This window comes from Galbibacter sp. PAP.153 (genome assembly GCF_037029175.1).
Classification (GTDB): Bacteria; Bacteroidota; Bacteroidia; order Flavobacteriales; family Flavobacteriaceae; genus Galbibacter; species Galbibacter pacificus.
In genome coordinates this window covers 39,682-54,435 of sequence record NZ_JAZEUN010000020.1, presented here as the reverse complement: position 1 = coordinate 54,435, position 14,754 = coordinate 39,682, and the positions used below count along the sequence as shown (strand labels likewise).

Below are 14,754 nucleotides of genomic sequence, written 5' to 3'. Positions count from 1 at the left end.
GCTGACTTTTTGTCATTTATCAAGATATAATTACTGACATTTAGTCTTTATTCGTGTGTTTTTAAGTTTAAAATGAAGCTGAAAATGGCAGAAACCTAGAAAGTATTATATTTAGATACGCCATAAAATATGCTCCTACATGAAAATTATACTTCGAAAACTTAAAACCTTTTTTACGAACATAGAAAATCAAATTGCCTTTTACCCATCGATTATTGCCGTCTTGGGAGTGCTTTTTGCATTTATAATGATCTATCTGGAAAATTTAGGGGCTTCGAAGTACTTTAGGAATAACATCCCTCTTTTAGTTCTAGATAATGCCGATACCGCACGCGCGCTTTTGGGCGTATTTATCGGAGGGCTTATATCGTTAATGGTTTTTAGCTTTTCAATGGTTATGGTATTGCTCAACCAAGCTTCAAACAGCTTCTCTCCACGTATTTTACCGGGGCTAATTTCCAACCGGAGGCATCAATTGGTACTTGGGCTATATATCGCAACGCTGCTTTATTGCATTTTTATATTGGTATCTATAGAACCTACCGCCGACAAGGATAAAATACCGGGCTTTTCCGTTTTGATAAGCATTTTTTTAACCGTGTTCTGCCTGGCCGCATTTGTATATTTTATCCATTCGATCTCGCAGTCCATACAGATAAACAATATCCTGGAAAATATTTATGATTCTTCAAAGTCGAGGCTTAATAAACTAATCGATACTCAAAATGGCAATCCGGTTGTTTTTCCCGAAACGGAACAATGGAAAAAGTACAACTCCGACCGCTCCGGGTATTTGCAAACAATAGCCATGGATGCGCTTATAGAAATTGCAAGTGAACATAAAACGAAATTTAAAATACTTGTTGCCAAAGGGAATTTTATACTGGACGGGGTGCCCTTGCTCTTATCTGAAAAAGAGTTGGACGAAAAGGTTGCCAAGGAAGCTTTAAGTACTTTTATATTTGCAAAAGGGGAACTGATACACAACAATTATGTCCTGGCCTTTAAGCAAATAACCGAGATAACCGTAAAAGCTATGTCGCCGGGAATTAACGATCCAGGTACCGCCCTTAACGCCATTGATTACTTAACAGAATTGTTGGCATTGAGAATGTTAAAAAAAGATACAAACATTTACACCAAAGACGACACCCCCATTGTTTACGAAACATCCATAAGTTTTAAGGAACTACTGTACAACGTCATGGCATCAATTAGGTTGTATTGCAAGCACGACATTATTATTATACAGAAATTAATGGTTATGTTTAAATACCTACAATACCAACATTGTGTAGATAAAAGTTATAAAGAAAGTATTGTGCATGAAATAAAAACACTTGCCAGGGAAGCCAGTTCAAGCTTGAGCAATCAAAGCGATAAGGATGTATTGCACAACTATTTAAAAGACTTTGATATTAATTTAGGCAATGGCAGCTAATTGTAATATGTTTTAAATATAGCTACCAAAATTTCTGGCGGTACTACCCTGTCCGGATAATTTTCCATTACTTTCAACACCCTGTCCATGGCAAATGGGCTCAATCCCATGCGCAGGCCGAATTCTTTTAATTTCTGTACTTCTTTGGAATGTTGATCCTTATCTATATTCATCAACAACACCAATCGGTGAAACTGCAAAATCCGCTCAGATTCAGGAGTTGGCGGTATGTACGGGGCATGGTTTTTCTCGAACAATGCGTCAAGGTCTTCTTTTGCAATGTTCATATGTTTAGCAATTGCATAAATAAAATCGTATTCCCGGTCGTTGATGGAATGGTCTGCTTGGATAAGGGCAATCATCTCAGACAATAGGCTAAGCTTTTGTTCTTTTTCACTCATTGTATTGGGGCATTTCAATGGTTTTTTCACTACTAAAATATATAATTCTGTTTTTCAATAGTTAAACTTTTCTAATTTTTCGACAAGAAACATTCACAAATGCCCGAAATAATAATTAAAAAGAGTATATTGCAGCATTAAAACTATTACCCTATAGAATTAATAGACTTTTATGATTGCAACAGAAAAAAGAGTATTCACCCAAGAGGAAATAAAAGCACTTAATAAAAAGTACAAGAACTTAAACATTCACGAAAGGATTGCCGAACTGTATAACGACTTTGACCAAAGTGAAGTTATGCTAACAAGCTCTTTTGCAGCTACTTCTGCTTTTCTATTGCATCTTTTTTCAAACATACACAAACAACAAAAAGTATATTTTATAGACACGGGTTTTCATTTCCCGGAAACCTTAGATTACAAAAAAAGACTTACCAAGTTATATGGGCTAAACGTTTCTTCCATAAGTGCCATAAAGGAAGAATACGAATTTACGGTACAAGACGAAACTTATAAAAAGAACCCTGAATTTTGTTGTAGCATCAATAAGGTAAAGCCATTGGACATCATAAAAAAGAAATTCAATGTTTGGGTCTCCGGTTTAATGGAATGGCAAAGCGACCATAGGGCAACACTGGATATTTTTGAAATGCGTGGTGAAATTTTAAAGTTTTACCCTTTATTGGATGTTTCCAAGCAACAGAGGGATGCCTTTATTGAAGAACACCAGCTCCCTTTTCATCCACTGGTAGCAAAAGGCTACAACTCTATAGGCTGTAAGCATTGTACGGTTCCAGGCGAGGACAGGAGTGGCCGCTGGAACAATAGTCCGAAAACAGAGTGCGGGCTACATCTTTAAAAAGCATGATTTTTTTAGAATCCTTAACTTTTATTGCCTTAACAGCCTAATTCTATAACATCATTTAAGACAAAGTTGGCTTTCATTTATGATATTTTGATTTATAATATACTGACCTTTAATATATTATTAATCACTAAAAAAATACATCATGAATACTGAAGAATTAAAGGGTAAATGGAACCAGATTAAAGGAAAAATTAAACAGAAATACGGTGACCTTACCGACGACGACTTGACCTTTGCCGAAGGGAAGTTTGACGAAATGCTGGGTAGGGTACAAGAAAAGACCGGAAAGACCAAGGAAGAGCTTAGGGAAGAAATTGCTAGATTATAGAAACACAAGAGGCGGCCAATTGGCCGCCTCTTCTTCTTTTAAAACCCTGCGTTACTTGGCAACAATCCTTACATCTACCACATACTCCTCTCCTTTTTTAAGGGTATCGCCTTCAACTTTTTTATAGTTCATCCTGCTTTTAATATATTCTTCTACAATATCATTTTCAGCTTTCACGGTAAGCACCACGATTTCTCCTTCCTGATTAACCATAAAGCGCACATTGGCTATTATGTCATCTTCGGTTACCTTAAAGGTTGGCGTACCTAAAATAGTCGATAATTGTTTAACAACTGTTTTTCCTACTGGTTTTGGATCGTTGTTGGCCGCCAACGCATTGGTTGCTATTAGCATGGCCATTACTGCAAATAATTTTACGTTTTTCATAATGTTCTTTTTTTGATTATTGATTATGGGTCAAAATTAACTACAAAAACATTTACAAAAAACTGAATATTAATTAGTTAACCAATTTTTAAAAGAGATAACAATTGCTTAATAATTCAAGAATTACATATCATAAACGACCCAATTTATGCCAAGCCTTTATACAATGCGTGCGGGAAAGTATTTACTATTTTATAAGAATAAAAAGCTTGTTATTAATTTATCAATTTTATTCGTTTTATTTAAAAAGAAAAAATATACAGAAGGTAAAAACGTAAATAGTTTATACTAAAAAGATGCTCTGTTAGAAATATTATCAATTTTAGACAAAACGGGCTATTGTGCTAACATTAAATTTACATAGCAACTATATACTTAGATGAGTTTACATCATAAAAACAAAAAGTAGCTGTCTAAAAAGCCCTATTTAAACTTGTTTTGTCAGTCTGAGATTGTCGAAGACTTGTTGACATTCAGCGAATTATGCTTCGACAGGCTCAGCATGACATCAGGATTTACAGCTTTTTAGACAGCCTCTTAAGAATTCAATATAAATACAATTAATTATTTTAAAACTTCCTGAACTTTATCGGCAGCTTCTTTAAACTCGATAGCCGAGTGCACTGCAAGTCCGGAATTATCGATAAGATCTTTTGCTATTTCGGCATTGGTTCCCTGCAAGCGCACAATAATTGGCACTTTAATAGCATCGCCCATGTTTTTGTAGGCATCTACAATACCTTGCGCAACACGGTCGCAACGCACGATACCTCCAAAAATATTAACAAGAATGGCCTTTACGTTGGGATCTTTTAATATGATACGGAAAGCCGTTTCTACTCTTTTTGCATCGGCAGTTCCACCAACATCAAGGAAGTTGGCTGGTTCCCCGCCAGCCATTTTAATAAGATCCATGGTTGCCATTGCCAATCCTGCACCGTTTACCATGCAGCCTACGTTTCCGTCAAGGTTTACAAAGTTAAGTCCGGCAGCCTTTGCCTCTACTTCAATAGGATCTTCCTCGCGTAAATCGCGCATTTCGGCATAATCCTTATGGCGGTACAATGCATTATCGTCAATGGTTACCTTGGCATCAACGGCCATTATTTTATCGTCTGATGTTTTTAACACCGGGTTAATTTCAAATAAAGAAGAATCAGAAGATTCGTATGCTTTGTAGAGAGCAGTTACAAATTTTGTCATTTCCTTAAAAGCAGTACCGCTCAAACCAAGGTTAAAAGCAATTCTTCTGGCCTGGAAAGGCAACAATCCTGTTGCGGGGTCTACTTCCTCGTTAAAAATTAGGTGAGGGGTTTTTTCCGCCACTTCTTCAATATCCATTCCACCTTCGGTAGAATACATAATCATGTTTTTTCCTTTGCTTCTATCCAAAAGTACCGACATGTAGAATTCTGAAGTTTCGCTATCACCTGGATAATACACGTCTTCGGCCACCAATACCTGATGTACTTTTTTCCCCTCTTTTGATGTTTGTGGGGTTACCAAGTTCATCCCGATGATATTTCCAGCCAGCTCTTCAACTTCTTTAAGGTTTTTAGCAAGCTTGACACCACCGCCCTTTCCTCGTCCACCGGCATGAACCTGGGCTTTTATAACATGCCAACCGGTCCCGGTTTCTTCGGTTAATTGCTTTGCAGCATTAACAGCTTCAGCAGCATTTTGTGCTACAATACCTCGCTGAATGCGTACTCCAAAACTTGCTAATATTTCTTTTCCTTGATATTCGTGTAAATTCATAACGATACGTTGTATAATTTAAAGCGGAACAAAAGTAACAAATGGAGTTTAATAAACCCAATCTAGAATTATTTTTTTGGAAGTCAATGCATACAAAAACACATAAAATTGTTACGCAGGCGAACATGGACTTTTTATATAGATGAAAAAACGCCGCAGTAAATTTTTAAGCGCTTTATCTTTTAAACTTATTGTTAACCGCTAAAATCCAAGGGATCCAGATTTTTAAAATGCCCGTTCATTTGAATCAGCTCTTTGGTCCTGTTTACCTGCTTTAAAACGGGAAGGACTTTGGTAAGGTGCTTTTCAAGGTAGCGCAACCGGGCGTGTTCACTTTTAATCTGAATTAATTTGTATTCATCTTCAATATTCATCCCAATTTTATGGGCAAAGGAAAAGCTGCTAAACGTTTCAATATCAATAGAGGCAACCGTTACATCGATGCTGTTGTATAATTGATATATCAAGTCTATTACCTTTTGTTTTTGCTGTTGGGTGCCATCGTTTTTGCGGGGCATAAAGGTTACTTCACCGCCCGCATACAATTTATTGGGAATAGGATTGAAAAATTTTTCAACTTTAAACACGCGTTTTCCCTTGCAAACAATGTCCATTACACCGTTTTCGTAGGTCCGGACAATCTTTTTGATAATCATTTCTGTACCAAATTCGATCTTGCCTTCAAAAAAAACCGGGATACCAAAATTGAGTTTTCCCCGCTTGCAATCTTTTATAAGCTGAAGATAGCGGTCTTCAAAAACATGAATGGGGAGCTCTTCATCCGGAAAAACCACAAGTTGTAAGGGAAATAAGGGAATGATCCTGTTCATGAATATATTTTAAAAACGCTTCTTATAAAAATTCTCCGTGATATTATAATTTACCTTAATATCAACTTATTGTTTAAATTTACAAAAAAATATAGAGCCATTGTTTGATTATACAGGTCTTCTAAATTGTTATAATTATAACAATATGTTTTATATTTAGTTGTTTAACGCTAATAATTTTCAATAAAAAGGGCACTTTTATAATTTTGCCTTCTAATTTATAATGTAGTATGAACCATAGCGACCTTTTAAATGTAGCCAAAGAGTTTGGCAGCCCCGTATATGTATACGACTCGGAAAAAATCATTTCACAGTATAACAGATTAACTGCTGCTTTTAAAAACGTAAAGCAATTGAAGTTAAATTATGCTGTAAAAGCGCTATCAAATGTTGCGGTGCTTAAACTTATGAATTCTCTTGGAAGTGGTCTGGACACCGTTTCCATACAAGAAGTACAACTGGGCCTTATGGCTGGTTTTAAGCCAGAAGATATTATCTTCACCCCAAACGGCGTGTCTCTAGAAGAGATTGAAGAAGTTGCCAAATTGGGCGTACAGATTAACATCGACAATTTATCAATTCTGGAGCAATTTGGTACCAGAAACCCTGAAATACCGGTATGCATCAGGATAAACCCGCATGTTATGGCCGGGGGAAATTCTAATATTTCGGTAGGTCATATCGATTCTAAATTCGGTATTAGCATACACCAAATTCCGCATATTCTTAGAATTGTTGAAAATACTGGGATGCGAGTAAACGGCATCCATATGCATACAGGAAGCGATATCTTGGATATTGAAGTCTTTCTGTATGCTTCAGAAATACTTTTTGAAACTGCCAAAAATTTCCAAGACCTAGAATTTATAGATTTTGGCAGCGGGTTTAAAGTGCCATATAAAGAAGGTGACATAGAAACCAATGTGGAAGAGCTTGGCAAAAAACTTACCAAACGTTTTAACAGCTTTTGCAAAGAATTTGGAAGAGACCTTACGCTGGCTTTCGAGCCCGGTAAGTTTTTGGTAAGCGAGGCCGGATATTTTCTTGCCAAAGTAAATGTGGTAAAACAAACTACATCGACTGTTTTTGCCGGTATAGATTCTGGTTTTAATCATTTAATAAGGCCAATGTTATACAATTCTTACCACAAAATCTACAACATTTCGAACCCAAAAGGCAAGGAACGCTTTTATTCCATTGTAGGATATATATGCGAAACAGATACTTTTGGCAGCAACAGGCGTATTAATGAAATATCCGAAGGCGATATCCTTTGCTTTAAAAATGCAGGCGCCTACTGCTTTTCCATGGCGAGCAACTACAATTCCAGGTTCCGTCCTGCCGAAGTTTTATGGCACAAAGGAAAAGGGCATTTAATTAGAAAAAGGGAAACGTTTAGCGATTTAACCAACAATCTGGTTGATCTCGATATTCCTTCGCTAACAAAAAAAGAGCTCGTCAAGGAAGCTTAAAAACACTAAAAAAGGCCCGAAAAACTTATTTTCGGGCTTCTTTATTTTATATGGTTGTGCAACAAACAACTATATTTTGCTATATTTACTCAATATGTAAGACCGTCTCATCCCGATGGCCATCGGGAATTTTCGGGATTAACAGCTCCGGAACCATTGACTTTTGGTTTACGGAATTATATTTGCAATATAAAACCAAAGCCCCATCATTGCTACTGAACTAAAAATTTTAAAAATGAAAAAAAATGTATTTTTTGTCGTTGTTATGTTTCTTTTGGCCTTTGCCATGCAGGCCCAAGAAATTGAATGGATGTCCTGGACAGAAGCTGTAAATAAGGCTGCCACCGACAAAACCCCAAAAAAAATATTTGTAGATATTTATACCGACTGGTGCGGATGGTGTAAAAAAATGGACAAGGACACCTTTAATCATCCCGATGTTGCAGCCTATATGACCCAAAATTTCTATATGGTAAAAATGGATGCCGAAGAAAAAGAAGATATTGTATATAAAGACAAGACCTTTAAATATATCCCGCAGGGAAATAGGGGCTACCATGAGCTTGCCGTAGCATTGCTCCAAGGAAAAATGAGTTTCCCCACGGTTATTTTCTTAACGCCCGACCAACAAATATTGTCACCTGTTCCCGGCTACCAAAAAGCCGATGGGTTCTTAAAGATTGCCCGTTATTTTGGAGACGATATCTACAAGGACACCAGCTGGCAAGAATACAGTCCAGAAAAAAGCAAATAAACAAAGTCTTGAGAATGAAATACAATAACAATTCGCTTACAGCTATTAGTATATTTCTCCTTTTTCTGCTTGTGGCATGTGCTTCAGAAAAAGACCCGACAAACCTTTTAGACCATGTACTTGCATCAAAAAACAGCCTTATAAAAAATGTAATCGACAGTACGGACTATTATGAAGTTCAAATTCTGTTAAGCACCATACAAAGGACAAGCGATAAGGTTACTTTTACCGATTATGCATACCATGTAGACGATAACAATTACTTCTACCCCGCCAGCAGTGTAAAATTCCCGATATCGCTATTGGCTTTGGAAAAACTCGAAAAAGACAACCGTTTTGACCGTAATACCAAGTTTTATGTAGAAGGTGACAGCCTAGAGACGACTTTTGAAGATGAAATCAATAAAATATATGCTGTAAGCGACAATGAAGCCTTTAATCGTCTTTTTGAATACCTTGGCAAAGATTACATTAACACCACATTAAAAAGCAAAGGACTTTCGCCTGTAAGGATAAGCCATAGGCTCTCTACAGACAACGCTTATGAGCTTACGACCAAACCCTTGATTTTTTATGAAAACGACACCGTTCTTACCGAAGTAAAGGGCACTACCAATTTGCCCATTGAAGAATTACAATTGCAACGCCTGCACAAAGGCGCAGGCTATGTGGAAGGAGACAGTATTATACCAGAACCCATGGATTTTTCACTTAAAAACTACCTGCCTGTTTCTACCTTGCACAATACAATGAAACGTATTATTTTTCCCGATAGCTTTAAGGAAGAAGAACTTTTTCAATTAAACGAATCGGACTATAATTTTGTATTAAAATCCATGTCCAGCCTACCAAGAGAACATGGTTACGACCCTGTTGAATATTACGACAGTTATGGCAAGTTTTATATCATTGGAGACATCAAGGAAAATATCCCGGAAAACATAAAAATATACAACAAAGTTGGCTATGCCTATGGTTACCTAACCGATTGTGCATATATACAAGACACCAAGAACAACGTAGAATTTATAATCACGGCAACCATTAGTGTAAACAAAAACAAAATATACAACGACGGGAATTATGAATACGATACCGTTGGAATACCCTTTTTGGCCGAATTAGGCCGGGAAGTATATCAAAATTTAAAAAAATAACCGCCAAAACATATTTTAAAATGAAAAAAACAACCACCCCCCTGCTCCTACTCATTACAATATTATTTTTTATGACCACAAAAACAAACGCCCAAAGCTTTGGTTTGGCTTTTGACCACCATGCAATTTTGGTAAAAGACCTTACGGAAAGCTCCAATTTCTATTTAAATATAATGGGGCTCGAAGAAATTGAAAACAAAACACAAAAACCACACATACGCTGGTTTTCCATGGGAGGTAACACCTCGCTCCATGTAATAGAAGACAAAAGCCATACCGTTCCCGACGTTAAAGGTGTGCATTTTGCCATACACACAAAGAACCTGGACAAATTTATAGAACACCTTAGGGCAAACAATATTTATTTTGAAAACTGGCCGGGCGAACCCAATAAAACAAACAGCAGGGCCGACGGCGTAAGACAAATATATTTAAAGGACCCCAATGGATATTGGATTGAAGTAAACGAAAATTAGCTTTTATTGGGATGCCGCTTGAAAATATGGAAAAACACGTAGAAATAATTAAAGAAACCGTTTTATCCGATAATTGGTATACACTAAAGAAAATAGAGTTTAATTTTCTCAACAACGACGGCCAATGGGAAAACATAAACAGGGAAGTTTACGACCGTGGAAACGGGGCAGGCATATTACTGTACAACCGAAATAAAAAAACAATTATTTTAACACGGCAATTTAGAATGCCAACATACCTAAATGGCAACCCTAGCGGAATGATGATAGAGATCCCTGCCGGAATTATTGAAAATGAAGATGCCGTGACTTCCATTATCAGGGAAACCGACGAAGAAACCGGATATAAAATAAAAAATGCCACAAAGGTTCTGGAAACCTACATGTCTCCCGGGGCCGTTACAGAAATGCTTTCGCTGTTTATTGCCGAATATGATGAAAGAATGAAAGCCCATGAAGGCGGCGGACTTGAAAGCGAGCATGAGAACATTGAGGTTTTTGAGATTTCCTTTAAAAATGCCCTGGAAATGATTTCTACCGGAAAGATAAAAGATGCCAAAACAGTTATGCTCATACAATATGCGCTAGTTCATAAACTCATGGAATAAAAATCCCCCCATTAAATAGTAAACCACCTCGGTGCGAGCACACGGGGCATTAAGTGAAAAAATATATAACATTTCGACTCAAGCTTCGGAGCATCTTAAATCTCACTTAGCGAGTAAAAGTCACTGTAATTAATCATTTAAAAACTTTATGTCATGGCAGTAATTAATCCGTATTTAACATTTAAAGGGAATTGTGAAGAAGCCTTCAACCATTACAAAAAAATATTTGGGGGCGAATTTAGTTACTTGGGAAGGTTTGAAGAAATGCCTGCTGAAGAAGGCTTTGAACTAACCGACAGCCAAAAGCAGAAAATTATGCATATCTGTTTGCCCCTTGGCAACGGAACATTGCTGATGGGGAGCGATAGCGGCGATTGGGCACCTAAATTAACCACAGGAAACAATATCGCCATTTCCATTAGGGTGAAAAGCAAGGAAGAAGCCGATAAATTGTTCAACGGTCTTGCCAAAGGAGGCCAAGTTACCATGCCCATAGAAAACGTGTTCTGGGGAGATTATTTTGGAATGTGCGTAGATAAATTCGATATCAATTGGATGGTAAGTTTTAATCCAGAACACATTGTTGAACAATAAAAACAAAACACCATCATGAAAATTTCATGATGGTGTACACAAACTAACTAAAAAACAAAATTTAAAGGATTTATTTTAATAGCCTGAGCTAGATTATTCTGACTTTGTTATAACAATCTAATTAAGATTAATAAGCGCCCAATTCTGCAATGGCAGCAAATTGTTGCCCATCAATGGCAGCTATTGCGATTATTTTAAAATATCTAAATGTTTCTGTTTGACTTAAACCTATATTTTGAGGAGATGAAGTATTGGCCAGGTTAAATGTCCCCAGGCTTTTCCAGTCAACATTATCATTGCTTACCTGAATTTCAATATCCTGTACTTTCCTTGACCCGTTACGTTGCACAAACAGGAATCCGTTTACTGCTTGTTCCTCTTTAGTGTCAATAGTTAAACTATGCGGATATGTATAGTCCTGGCTGCACCCAGACCAACAAGAATGCCAATATGTTGCGTAGTCATTGTCCAGCACAAGAGAAGCCAGTCCATTGGTGCCTTCTCCACTTTCTGCCTGCGAAGTAAAATTGATTACCTCCCAGTTTGTTTTATCCAAATAATCGGGAGCCTCTAGAATGGAAGGCTCTTCAAGTGTAGAAAAATCTATCGATGGTGCCGTTCCATTGGCGTTGCGGGTATGAAAACTATCAATGGTAGTATTTTCACTAAAAAAGCCACAATTTTTCATAAAAAAGGAATTTTCTTCAGCACCACCGGCATAATCAAATCTTGCTCCTTTTCTGGCCGTTGCATCAGCAGTAAATTTTGCTTCGGTAAGTTCGGTCCAATTTCCATTGGTGTCGTAAATCCATTGATTTCCATACTGCCCCATTCGCTCCATAAAGCCAGTGCTGGTAACAAAATTTTCTAAAAAAGAATGCGGTCTTTTTAAATATGTACTCGTGTACGGCCTTCTAAAACTTGCTATTAGATTCCACTGATTGGTTTCTGGATCGAAAAAATAAGCGGTATAGTCTGTAGAATTATTTACGGATGGTTCTCCTTTTAATAAAAATTTATAGGTATTTCCGGCTTTCCAATTAAAAATTTTATAGCTCTGTCCGCCAGAACCTTCATTTCCAAATTCGCCTGTATGCACGCCTTCTCCTTTCCCTAAAAGAATAATTTTATAATCCTCGGGAATTTCATCGGGGTTCTGTGTATCGTATGGGCTCCAAACAGAGAACAAAACCCTTCTTTCTGATTCCGAATTTACTTGCATCCCAAAATATCCTTCGGCAAAACCGTTGGCCATAAAATAAGACCCCACAACATCTTCTCCTTCAGGGACCGTAACTTCGTTGTAAAACCATAGAATATCCTTATCTTCTGGAGTGGTATAGGTTAAATGTACAGAAGGGCCCCGCCTACCCCAATAAAAATCGTCTTCTACATAAGTTACGCCACTAGCTGTAGCGGCCCCACCAATTTGTATGTCGTTAATATCTCCTATATACGTTCCTGCTTTGCTTTTCCCTTGAATTTCGATAAAATGATAGCCCGGCGTTGTAATATTGAATATCCCTACGTTTACTAGAGAATAGTCTGTGCTATCCAACACCACTTCTTTAGTGATATTACCTACAGTTACCTTAATTGTGGATGTGCCTTCTGGAGCTTTGGCATTCAATCCAACATGAAGTTCGCCCGTGGCATTTACTTTAAAATAAGTCCTGATTTTTGTATCAAGACTTGTCCAATTATGAATTCCTTGATCTGAAATTAAGGTTTCATTTTTAGTTATATCGTCTACCGCCCAACTATTTCCCCCGGGTGGAATGGTAATGGCAAGCGTTAAATCTTCATCATCGATAACGTCTATAATTTTATCATCATCGTGACATGCCCACAAGGTTGTTAGGCTAATAAAAAGGTAAAAAAAGCTTTGCATTTTGTTGGTTTTCATAATGTTGGTTTTTAAAACGAAGGTGCCTAAAAAGTGCAAAATAATACTGCCGTACTGAGCGTGTCGAAATATAATTTGCTCAAAACCCTTTTTAGCCACCCTCATTATATTAAATTTGGTTAATCATTTTGAATCAATGTTGGCTGTGCATTTATTTGATTTTCAGGAATATACTCAATAATCCTATTGTCGGTTGGTTGAATTTCGTAATAAGGATTGCTTCCTGTTAAATGTGTTCCCGGATATCTTCTATCCATCACCTTGTTATTTCTAAAAACATCGAATTTACGGTGTCCTTCATAGGCCAGTTCCAATCTTCTTTCATCTAAAACAACATCCAGAAGATCTTTTCCTTCAGGGAAATCGGAAGCACTTCCATAAGTTGGGATCCCTGCCCGCTCTCGAATTATATTTACATTTTCCAAAGCTGCACTTTCGTTATTCATTTTAGCATAAGCCTCTGCTTTATTTAAATACATTTCTGCCAAACGAGAAACCACGGGCGACCATAAATGAGGTACGCCTTCTTGCAGAGATGTTTTTAATATGTAGAATTTTGGAAAGCCGTTTCTTTTATACATATCGTACCCTTTGGTAACGTATATTTTTTCATTAGAAGGATTGGTAAAATAATATGCAGTATCTCCACCTTGCGCTTCGCTCATTACTTCATAATCAACATCATCTTGCGTGAAATAGGTTTTGCCGCCTTCTTCAAAAGTTCTTCTGAATTGATATACATAATTGTCGTTAATCCAATATACTGCGGGAATCATGTTCCCTTCTTCATCTTCTTCAAATTGAGGCTCAATAAATTCTTTACGGGCATCTTCAGGATGTTCATTAATTAAATTTAAATACGAGCTTGAAGCGTACATCTCTCCCCAGCCCGATCCTTGTATATTGGCATAAAGAGACCCGACTGTATACCAGCCATTGTTATAATCGGATTCTTCTACATAACGGAAGCAAAAAATAGTTTCGGTATTATCTTCTGGTGTCTTTTGAAAATATTTGCCTAATTCAGCATTTGGAACCAATGAGAATCTACCGGAACCAATTACCTTATCTGCATACGCTATTGCTTTATCGTTCTGTCCCATATACAAATACACTCTTGACAACAGTGCTTGTGCCGCTTCTTTGGTTGCATAGGCATTTGTTTTATTTATGGACATTAAACTTTCGGCTTTTAAGAGATCGGCAACTACTTGCTCATACACCTCTCCTACCGTATTCCTGTCTGGAACATCATTAATATCGGAAGACAATTTTAGCGGTACGCCCAAGTTGGATGTCCCTTGGTTGTATGGTCTCCCGAAGACATTTACTAGCTGAAAATATGTGTATGCCCTTAAATAATAATTTTCCCCTATTAATTGGTCCGCTTCGGGTGTTTCCCCTTCCACAGCCAGTTCAATAACTTTGTTACACCCTACAATGGCCTTGTAACCGGCACTCCAAATATTGTTAACCCTTCCGCTAGTGGTTATATTATTGTAATTATAGCTATAAAACAAAGGGTCGGTAGTTGTCCCGCTTAAGGAAACATTGTCCCCGGGATATTCTGTAATTCTATGTAATTGAGGCGAAAATCCATTTCCATCTGCGTCTCCTTTTAGCAATGAATAAGAACCCCCTGTTGCAGCGACCAATCCTCCTTCACTTTCAAATAGTTCATCAGAAGCTACAGAATCATACGGAAACTTATCCAGATCGCACGCGGTAATACTTGCCGCTACCAATATGGTATATAATATTTTTTTCATTTTCT

Annotated in this window: 15 protein-coding genes; 9 read left to right on the top strand and 6 right to left on the bottom strand. The window is 37.3% G+C overall.

Annotation, left to right across the window (positions count from 1 at the left end):
- Window positions 1–139 precede the first annotated feature (139 nt).
- Window positions 140–1,441: a DUF2254 domain-containing protein gene (locus UXI14_RS13400; protein WP_335966568.1), complete on the top strand. Its 1,302-nt coding sequence runs from the start codon at window positions 140–142 to the stop codon at window positions 1,439–1,441.
- On the opposite strand, the gene UXI14_RS13395 is transcribed toward UXI14_RS13400, so the two are convergent.
- Window positions 1,438–1,842 (bottom strand): TerB family tellurite resistance protein, encoded by a 405-nt coding sequence (locus UXI14_RS13395; protein ID WP_277900788.1) that lies wholly within the window; start codon window positions 1,840–1,842, stop codon window positions 1,438–1,440. The two genes, UXI14_RS13400 and UXI14_RS13395, sit on opposite strands and share 4 nt — an antisense overlap.
- Window positions 1,843–2,014: 172 nt before the next feature.
- Between UXI14_RS13395 and UXI14_RS13390 the strand changes: the two genes are divergently transcribed.
- Both UXI14_RS13390 and UXI14_RS13385 read left to right on the top strand, forming a co-directional pair.
- Window positions 2,015–2,701, top strand: a complete 687-nt coding sequence (locus tag UXI14_RS13390) for a phosphoadenylyl-sulfate reductase (RefSeq protein WP_335966567.1) — start codon at window positions 2,015–2,017, stop codon at window positions 2,699–2,701.
- A 151-nt stretch (window positions 2,702–2,852) separates the two neighbouring features.
- Window positions 2,853–3,038 (top strand): CsbD family protein, encoded by a 186-nt coding sequence (locus tag UXI14_RS13385; protein ID WP_277900786.1) that lies wholly within the window; start codon window positions 2,853–2,855, stop codon window positions 3,036–3,038.
- Between the two features lie 51 nt (window positions 3,039–3,089).
- On the opposite strand, the gene UXI14_RS13380 is transcribed toward UXI14_RS13385, so the two are convergent.
- From UXI14_RS13380 to UXI14_RS13370, 3 genes are all read right to left on the bottom strand, one after another.
- Complete coding sequence (locus UXI14_RS13380; RefSeq protein ID WP_335966566.1) at window positions 3,090–3,425, bottom strand: hypothetical protein; 336 nt, start codon at window positions 3,423–3,425, stop codon at window positions 3,090–3,092.
- Window positions 3,426–3,989: 564 nt separating this feature from the next.
- Window positions 3,990–5,183 carry an ADP-forming succinate--CoA ligase subunit beta gene (gene sucC / locus UXI14_RS13375; protein WP_335966565.1) on the bottom strand — a complete coding sequence of 398 codons (1,194 nt, stop codon included), beginning with the start codon at window positions 5,181–5,183 and terminating at the stop codon, window positions 3,990–3,992.
- A gap of 194 nt (window positions 5,184–5,377) precedes the next feature.
- Window positions 5,378–6,013 carry an LON peptidase substrate-binding domain-containing protein gene (locus UXI14_RS13370; protein WP_335966564.1) on the bottom strand — a complete coding sequence of 212 codons (636 nt, stop codon included), beginning with the start codon at window positions 6,011–6,013 and terminating at the stop codon, window positions 5,378–5,380.
- Between the two features lie 230 nt (window positions 6,014–6,243).
- Here UXI14_RS13370 and lysA point away from each other — a divergent pair, with 230 nt between their 5' ends.
- The 6 genes from lysA (at window position 6,244) to UXI14_RS13340 (ending at window position 11,074) form a co-directional block, all read left to right on the top strand.
- Window positions 6,244–7,485, top strand: a complete 1,242-nt coding sequence (gene lysA / locus UXI14_RS13365; RefSeq protein ID WP_277900782.1) for a diaminopimelate decarboxylase — start codon at window positions 6,244–6,246, stop codon at window positions 7,483–7,485.
- Between the two features lie 235 nt (window positions 7,486–7,720).
- Entirely contained in the window at window positions 7,721–8,239 is a 519-nt protein-coding gene (locus UXI14_RS13360; RefSeq protein WP_335966563.1) for a DUF255 domain-containing protein, read from the top strand.
- A gap of 14 nt (window positions 8,240–8,253) precedes the next feature.
- A complete protein-coding gene (locus tag UXI14_RS13355; RefSeq protein WP_335966562.1) occupies window positions 8,254–9,396 on the top strand; it encodes a serine hydrolase in 1,143 nt (380 codons plus the stop codon).
- Window positions 9,397–9,416: 20 nt separating this feature from the next.
- On the top strand, window positions 9,417–9,872 hold the full coding sequence (locus UXI14_RS13350) for a VOC family protein (RefSeq protein WP_335966561.1): 456 nt from the start codon (window positions 9,417–9,419) through the stop codon (window positions 9,870–9,872).
- Window positions 9,873–9,898: 26 nt separating this feature from the next.
- Entirely contained in the window at window positions 9,899–10,480 is a 582-nt protein-coding gene (locus UXI14_RS13345) for an NUDIX domain-containing protein (protein ID WP_335966560.1), read from the top strand.
- 153 nt (window positions 10,481–10,633) lie between these two features.
- Entirely contained in the window at window positions 10,634–11,074 is a 441-nt protein-coding gene (locus tag UXI14_RS13340) for a VOC family protein (protein ID WP_335966559.1), read from the top strand.
- A 127-nt stretch (window positions 11,075–11,201) separates the two neighbouring features.
- Here the strand turns inward: UXI14_RS13340 and UXI14_RS13335 are convergent, their stop codons facing one another.
- Window positions 11,202–12,980, bottom strand: a complete 1,779-nt coding sequence (locus tag UXI14_RS13335) for a DUF3472 domain-containing protein (protein ID WP_335966558.1) — start codon at window positions 12,978–12,980, stop codon at window positions 11,202–11,204.
- Window positions 12,981–13,099: 119 nt separating this feature from the next.
- Window positions 13,100–14,749 (bottom strand): RagB/SusD family nutrient uptake outer membrane protein, encoded by a 1,650-nt coding sequence (locus UXI14_RS13330; protein ID WP_335966557.1) that lies wholly within the window; start codon window positions 14,747–14,749, stop codon window positions 13,100–13,102.
- Between the last annotated feature and the right edge of the window lie 5 nt (window positions 14,750–14,754).

Bases quoted from the DNA above. Each gene is read 5' to 3' on its own strand.
- UXI14_RS13390 (WP_335966567.1), top strand. From the start codon at position 2,015: ATGATTGCAACAGAAAAAAGAGTATTCACCCAAGAGGAAATAAAAGCA.
- UXI14_RS13360 (WP_335966563.1), top strand. From the start codon at position 7,721: ATGAAAAAAAATGTATTTTTTGTCGTTGTTATGTTTCTTTTGGCCTTT.
- lysA (WP_277900782.1), top strand. From the start codon at position 6,244: ATGAACCATAGCGACCTTTTAAATGTAGCCAAAGAGTTTGGCAGCCCC.
- UXI14_RS13385 (WP_277900786.1), top strand. From the start codon at position 2,853: ATGAATACTGAAGAATTAAAGGGTAAATGGAACCAGATTAAAGGAAAA.
- UXI14_RS13380 (WP_335966566.1), bottom strand. From the start codon at position 3,425: ATGAAAAACGTAAAATTATTTGCAGTAATGGCCATGCTAATAGCAACC.
- sucC (WP_335966565.1), bottom strand. From the start codon at position 5,183: ATGAATTTACACGAATATCAAGGAAAAGAAATATTAGCAAGTTTTGGA.
- UXI14_RS13330 (WP_335966557.1), bottom strand. From the start codon at position 14,749: ATGAAAAAAATATTATATACCATATTGGTAGCGGCAAGTATTACCGCG.
- UXI14_RS13340 (WP_335966559.1), top strand. From the start codon at position 10,634: ATGGCAGTAATTAATCCGTATTTAACATTTAAAGGGAATTGTGAAGAA.
- UXI14_RS13350 (WP_335966561.1), top strand. From the start codon at position 9,417: ATGAAAAAAACAACCACCCCCCTGCTCCTACTCATTACAATATTATTT.
- UXI14_RS13345 (WP_335966560.1), top strand. From the start codon at position 9,899: ATGGAAAAACACGTAGAAATAATTAAAGAAACCGTTTTATCCGATAAT.
- UXI14_RS13370 (WP_335966564.1), bottom strand. From the start codon at position 6,013: ATGAACAGGATCATTCCCTTATTTCCCTTACAACTTGTGGTTTTTCCG.
- UXI14_RS13400 (WP_335966568.1), top strand. From the start codon at position 140: ATGAAAATTATACTTCGAAAACTTAAAACCTTTTTTACGAACATAGAA.
- UXI14_RS13355 (WP_335966562.1), top strand. From the start codon at position 8,254: ATGAAATACAATAACAATTCGCTTACAGCTATTAGTATATTTCTCCTT.
- UXI14_RS13335 (WP_335966558.1), bottom strand. From the start codon at position 12,980: ATGAAAACCAACAAAATGCAAAGCTTTTTTTACCTTTTTATTAGCCTA.
- UXI14_RS13395 (WP_277900788.1), bottom strand. From the start codon at position 1,842: ATGAGTGAAAAAGAACAAAAGCTTAGCCTATTGTCTGAGATGATTGCC.